Raw genomic sequence first — 5,093 nt, 5'->3', positions numbered from 1 at the left:
GGGTAAGAGCCGCGGTTATGCCAGGCCTGAATTTCTTCTGAGGAGAACTGCGGGGTTTTGCCGGAGTTCACCAAAGCTTCATTCTTCATGGTCATATATTCCCATGCTTCCACCTGCCGGGGCAGGGTAGTGGGTGTTTGCAGGCCGTACATGCCGTTGTACTGCACGCTGGGCTTATCATCTTTCTTACCTCTTTTGGTAGTGATGTAGATAACGCCGTTAGCGGCCTGTGATCCGTAAATGGCGGAAGAAGCGGCATCTTTTAATACGGAAATGCTTTCCACATCATAGGGGTTCAGGTTTTGCAAGCCGGTGCTGCCTGCCTGTACCCCGTCTATAATAACCAGCGGTGCGTTACCGGTTAAGCTGCCCACCCCGCGTATGTTCAGGTTCAGCGCGGCGCCGGGTTCCGCATTGTTCTGCTGGATGGTTAAGTTAGGCGCCAAACCCTGTAAGGCCTGGAACATGTTGCTGGAAGGGCGGCTGGTGATATCCTTGGTGGATACCGTGCTGATAGCGGCTGTTACCTGCGCTTTCTTTTGCGTAGTGTAAGCGGTAACCACTATCTCGCCCAGGTCTTTTGATTCGGCAGTCAGCATAACAGTAATGCTGGTGCGGCTATTGATCCCCACTTCTTTTGTAATGAAGCCAATGGACGAGTAAACCAAGGTACCATTGGCTTGCCCACTGGGGATCTTTAACGTAAAAAAACCGTCTTCCCTTGTAGTGGTGCCGGTATTGGTGTTCTTCAGGCGTACATTCACTCCGGGAATGCCATCGCCTTTATCATCTACTACGTTGCCGCTGATGGTAACCGTTTCCTGTTGCCGGTACTCTGCGGCGGGTTCGTTTCCCTGGCGAAGAATGATCTTGTTGCTGATAAGCTCATAGCTTACATTCAACGGGGAAAGCACCATGGGCAGCACTTCTGAGAGCTGCTTGTCTTTTACATTGAGCGTGATGCGTTGCGTGGTTTTAATCACGTCGTTTGAGTATACAAACACATAAGCGGTTTGCTGCTCAATTTTTTCCAGTACCTGGTCCAGGTTTTCATTTTTAACCTGCAGGCTTACCCGGTTGTCCAGCGGGTTGGTATCAGTTGTTTTTTCCTGTTGCATCCTATACGGCGGCGGCATGCCGTATGCAAGTGCTACCTGGGCTTTAAGATCCAGCATGCTGAATAAAGCCATGCAAATAATGACCGGAAAGCACCATGAGCGGAAAGCTGGCAGTAAGAAGCCTGGTAAAGGTCTTTCTTTCATAGCGTGGAGACTTTGGTTTAAATAATGATTGTTTGTTAGATTTTAGTTTACTTATTATTCATTGATCAATAGCGTGCTGTCGGTGATCTCATAACGGAATGCCCTGGACCTGGCCAGGTAGTACATAATATCCTGTAATGAGTTGTGCTGGAATGAGCCGGTGAGGCGGTACTGTCGCGGCGTTTCAGAAATGAATTCTACTTTTTTGCCAAAGGTGCGTTCCAGCTCTGCGCCAATAGTTTCCAGCGTGGCATTCTTAAATACCAGGCGGCCTTCGGTCCAGGCTTTATCATCATTGCTGGCAGTAGCTTCTTTTATAACCTGCCCGGTTTGTTGTGCATAGGTAACCTTTACATCCGGCGTAATTAAGATGGTATCCGGCTTACGCTCCTCATTTTCATACAGGGGAATGAAGGCTACTTTACCGGTGCTTACAGAGGTTTGCACAGGCTCATTCTCATAAGCGCGTATGTTAAAGGAGGTACCCAGCACCTGTATAGTGCCTTTACGCAGGTGAATAATAAACGGGCGGCCGGGATTGTTGGCTACATCAAAGAAGGCCTCACCTTCCAGGTACACTTCGCGGGAAGTATTGCTGAACACTTCCGGGTAACTGAGGCGGCTATCGGCATTCAGCCATATTTTACTGCCATCGGTTAATTCAATCACGGCTTTGGTGGCCTTGCCATTTTGCCGCTTCATCCACTGCGCGGTATCTGCTTTAACAGCGGCCAGCTGTTTAACCGGTGTTGCGCGGTGCAGCAAATTAGACAATGACAGTACCAATACTACCGATGCAGCAATGGCAGAACCTATAATAAGGCTGCGCTGCAGGTACCTGCGTTTGGGCAATGGCACGCTTACCGTTGTAAGCGGCGCCGGCTCCGGCAGCTGCAGCCTTTGCAGCGTACGTTGCAAGGCCTGTTCGGTATTGGCAGATGAGTAATAGTGCGATTCTGTAAAATGTTTTTGCAGGATGGCAGCACGCTCCCTTAGTTCTGCATGCGCCTGCAACAGGGCTTCCAGTTCCTGCAGCTCGTGCATGGTAGCTTCGCCTGCAAGTTTCCTGGTCATGAGTGTAACAAATAATTCTTCATTCATAGATGGAGCTGATTGTTACAGAGAGGACAGGGCAAGTGGTGAGAATTACTTACAAGGGAAAGATCTTTTTTCCATTTTCTTTATTGCCGGAGAGATAAGGGCCAATGGCTTCATTAAGGCGGCGCATGGCGCGCACCAATTGCGTTTCTACCGTGCGGGGTGATATATTGAGGATCTCGGCTACTTCCTTATACTTAAAACCTTCTTCTTTAATAAGCTTAAAAACTTTGCGGCACTGGTCGGGCAGGCGTTCCACTTCCTGGTCCATTTTAAAAAGGATCTCTTTCCATTCCATTTCCCGTTCAGGATCAATGGGGCTGGTAAGCTGGGCCAGGCCATTTTCCGGCAGCGGTGTTATGCGCAGGTTGGAGTATTGCTGCAGGTAATTGAGCGAGTGGTTTTTGATGGCTACAAACAGGTATACTTCCAGGTTGTTGATACCTTCCAGCGCTTCCCGGCGGTTCCAGACCTTCACAAATACATCTCCCACAATTTCTTCCGCAGCCTCCCGTGCCTGCACGTATTGCAGGCAAAAGCGTAACAGGCGGTCATAGAAGTGGCGGAACAGCTCTGCAAAGGCCTGCTCATTCCCGTAACGTGCAATCTGATGCTGCCACTCTGTAATTTTCACATTGTTCATACGCGGATGCGGATAGGAACCCTGAAGGTAATTTTTCCCCCTTTCCTTAATAGGACAGGGAATTTGCGAAAATTACGTACAACGCGCGGAAAATAATTAAGAATTAATAATTAAGAATTAATAATCAGGATGCAGCGTAGGGAACGAGCGGAAGAAATACCATTAAAGTTGTAGGTCATTTGTTGGAACGGAGATTAGTTGGCAGTTAGCGGTTAGCGGTTAGCAGTTGGCGGTTAGCAGTTAGCAGTTGGCGGTTAGCAGTTGGCAGTTGGCAGTTAGCAGTTGGCAGTGGGCAGTTGGCAGTTGGCGGTTAGCAGTTGGCAGTTAGCAGTTGGCGGTTAGCAGTTGGCAGTGGGCAGTTGGCAGTTAGCAGTTAGCGGAGATGGAGTGAGGTACGGAATTGGCAATTAGGACATGCAAGCATTTATAGCCAATATATTCAAAGCCAGTTGTAATTACCTGCAGTACCGGCCCCGGACTGCCCACTGCCCACTGCCAACTGCAGACTAGCAACTGCCCACTGCCAACTGCCAACTAAAAAAGTCTGCTGACATAGGGTTGTCACTCCGGCCCTGCAATTTTACGGCGTTAAAAAAATTATCCTCCAAAAAAAGGAATCTATGACCACACAGGAAGTTGCAAACCAGTATTACGAGCTGGCCCGCCAAAGTAAATGGATTGATATTCAGGACGGGCTTTATGACGGGCAGGTACTCTCCCGGGAACCGGAACATGTTGCATCCAGGGGTGTGCAGGTAATCACCAAAGGCCGGGAAGCACTGAAGGCCAAAGGCACAGCGCACCGTGCAATGATAGAAGCCGTTCACAGCCAGTATTGCAGCGAGCCGTTAGTAGCAGGTAATTTCTTCAGCGTAGTATTAAAGCGGGAAGTTACCTATAAGAACCAGGCCCGTATGGAAACAGAAGAGATCGGCGTATTTGAGGTAAAGGACGGCAAAGTTGTTTCAGAGCAGTTCTTCTATTGATCCGTTAGCCCTACATTCTCCTTCCGCTCCGGGAATGTCCCTGAACATAACTCCCGCATAATAAAAAGGCCGCCCACAGCTGTGTAGCGGCCTCTTTTACTATCCTTTGCAAACTATGAATGGCGGTAAATAGCTCGTAATAAATAGTAAACGCATCTTAAAACAAATCACCGGCTACTGTCATAAATGGCGGTAAATAACGTAAACGGTGATCTGTAACTATCCCTATCCCAAAAGCAACTTCACTGCGTACCTCCCAATTCGTAATTACTCATATCATAATTATTTTCAATGGCATTCATGAATGCTTAGCATTTCGTAATTGAACAATTCGTAATTAAACTCAGTTCCCCGCTCTCCGTGCTTCCTCCGTTGTCCCCGTCTGCCGCTCGCGGGCGCCTTTTATATTGTTGTTGCCAAAGCGGTAGCTGAGCGCAAGGGTATAAACCGTCTGGTTCCAGGTATTGCGGATGCGGGTATCCACATTATCGTAGATGGCAGTGCCCTTGAACATGTTGCCGGCCTTGCAAATGTTGGTAACGTTGAACTTGATGGTGCCGTTCTTGTGCATCACCTGCTTTTGTAAACCCAGGGATACATCATACTGGGCCTGGCCCCTGAAAATACCCGCTACAAAGGGTGAGTTATAATAAGGGCTTACCTCCGCCTTCATATCATACGGCAGGGTAAAGGTGTTGGTGGAGCTGAAGTAGTATTCCACCCGGCTGTTCTGCACATTAATATTGGCAGATTGCAGGTCGTACCTATTGTAATACATGCTCAGCGTATTGCTCATGTTCCACCACTTGGTAACATCAAACGGCAGTACCAGGGAAAGGCTGTAGTTCTTCCGGTTGTTATAGTTAATGTTGGTGCTAAGGGTGATCTTGGTGCTGTCGTTCTGGGTAAGCAGCTCATCGATCACATCCCGGGTGTAGCTGTAGCCTACGGTAAGAATATATTTTTGTTTGTAGCTGTAGGAAAGCTCGGTATTATCCGTGTACTCCGGCCGCAGGTAAGGGTTACCACGGGCATAGGTGTACTTGTCCAGGAAGAACAGGAAGGGGTTTAACCCGTTATAACCCGGGCGGTCAATACGGCGGG

At 48.6% G+C, this 5,093-nt stretch carries 5 protein-coding genes; 1 reads left to right on the top strand and 4 read right to left on the bottom strand.

Translation table 11 applies throughout. The annotated features are described in order from the left end of the window. The 3 genes from VIM87_RS05015 to VIM87_RS05005 all read right to left on the bottom strand — a co-directional run. On the bottom strand, window positions 1-1,262 hold a 1,262-nt coding region (locus VIM87_RS05015), incomplete at its 3' end, for a SusC/RagA family TonB-linked outer membrane protein (protein WP_331995915.1). A gap of 54 nt (window positions 1,263-1,316) precedes the next feature. Further along, a complete protein-coding gene (locus VIM87_RS05010; protein WP_331995914.1) occupies window positions 1,317-2,336 on the bottom strand; it encodes a FecR family protein in 1,020 nt (339 codons plus the stop codon). 76 nt (window positions 2,337-2,412) lie between these two features. Continuing rightward, on the bottom strand, window positions 2,413-3,003 hold the full coding sequence (locus VIM87_RS05005) for an RNA polymerase sigma-70 factor (RefSeq protein ID WP_331995913.1): 591 nt from the start codon (window positions 3,001-3,003) through the stop codon (window positions 2,413-2,415). A 620-nt stretch (window positions 3,004-3,623) separates the two neighbouring features. Between VIM87_RS05005 and VIM87_RS05000 the strand changes: the two genes are divergently transcribed. Further along, window positions 3,624-3,989 (top strand): SnoaL-like domain-containing protein, encoded by a 366-nt coding sequence (locus VIM87_RS05000; protein WP_331995912.1) that lies wholly within the window; start codon window positions 3,624-3,626, stop codon window positions 3,987-3,989. 343 nt (window positions 3,990-4,332) lie between these two features. On the opposite strand, the gene VIM87_RS04995 is transcribed toward VIM87_RS05000, so the two are convergent. Then, on the bottom strand, window positions 4,333-5,093 hold a 761-nt coding region (locus VIM87_RS04995), incomplete at its 5' end, for an outer membrane beta-barrel family protein (RefSeq protein ID WP_331995911.1).

Origin of the sequence: Chitinophaga sp., assembly GCF_036569125.1 — a bacterium.
Lineage (GTDB): Bacteria > Bacteroidota > Bacteroidia > Chitinophagales > Chitinophagaceae > Chitinophaga.
Note: the sequence above shows the minus strand (reverse complement) of the source record. Positions and strands in the feature narration are given on the sequence as shown.

Bases quoted from the DNA above. Each gene is read 5' to 3' on its own strand.
- VIM87_RS05000 (WP_331995912.1), top strand. From the start codon at position 3,624: ATGACCACACAGGAAGTTGCAAACCAGTATTACGAGCTGGCCCGCCAA.
- VIM87_RS05010 (WP_331995914.1), bottom strand. From the start codon at position 2,336: ATGACCAGGAAACTTGCAGGCGAAGCTACCATGCACGAGCTGCAGGAA.
- VIM87_RS05005 (WP_331995913.1), bottom strand. From the start codon at position 3,003: ATGAACAATGTGAAAATTACAGAGTGGCAGCATCAGATTGCACGTTAC.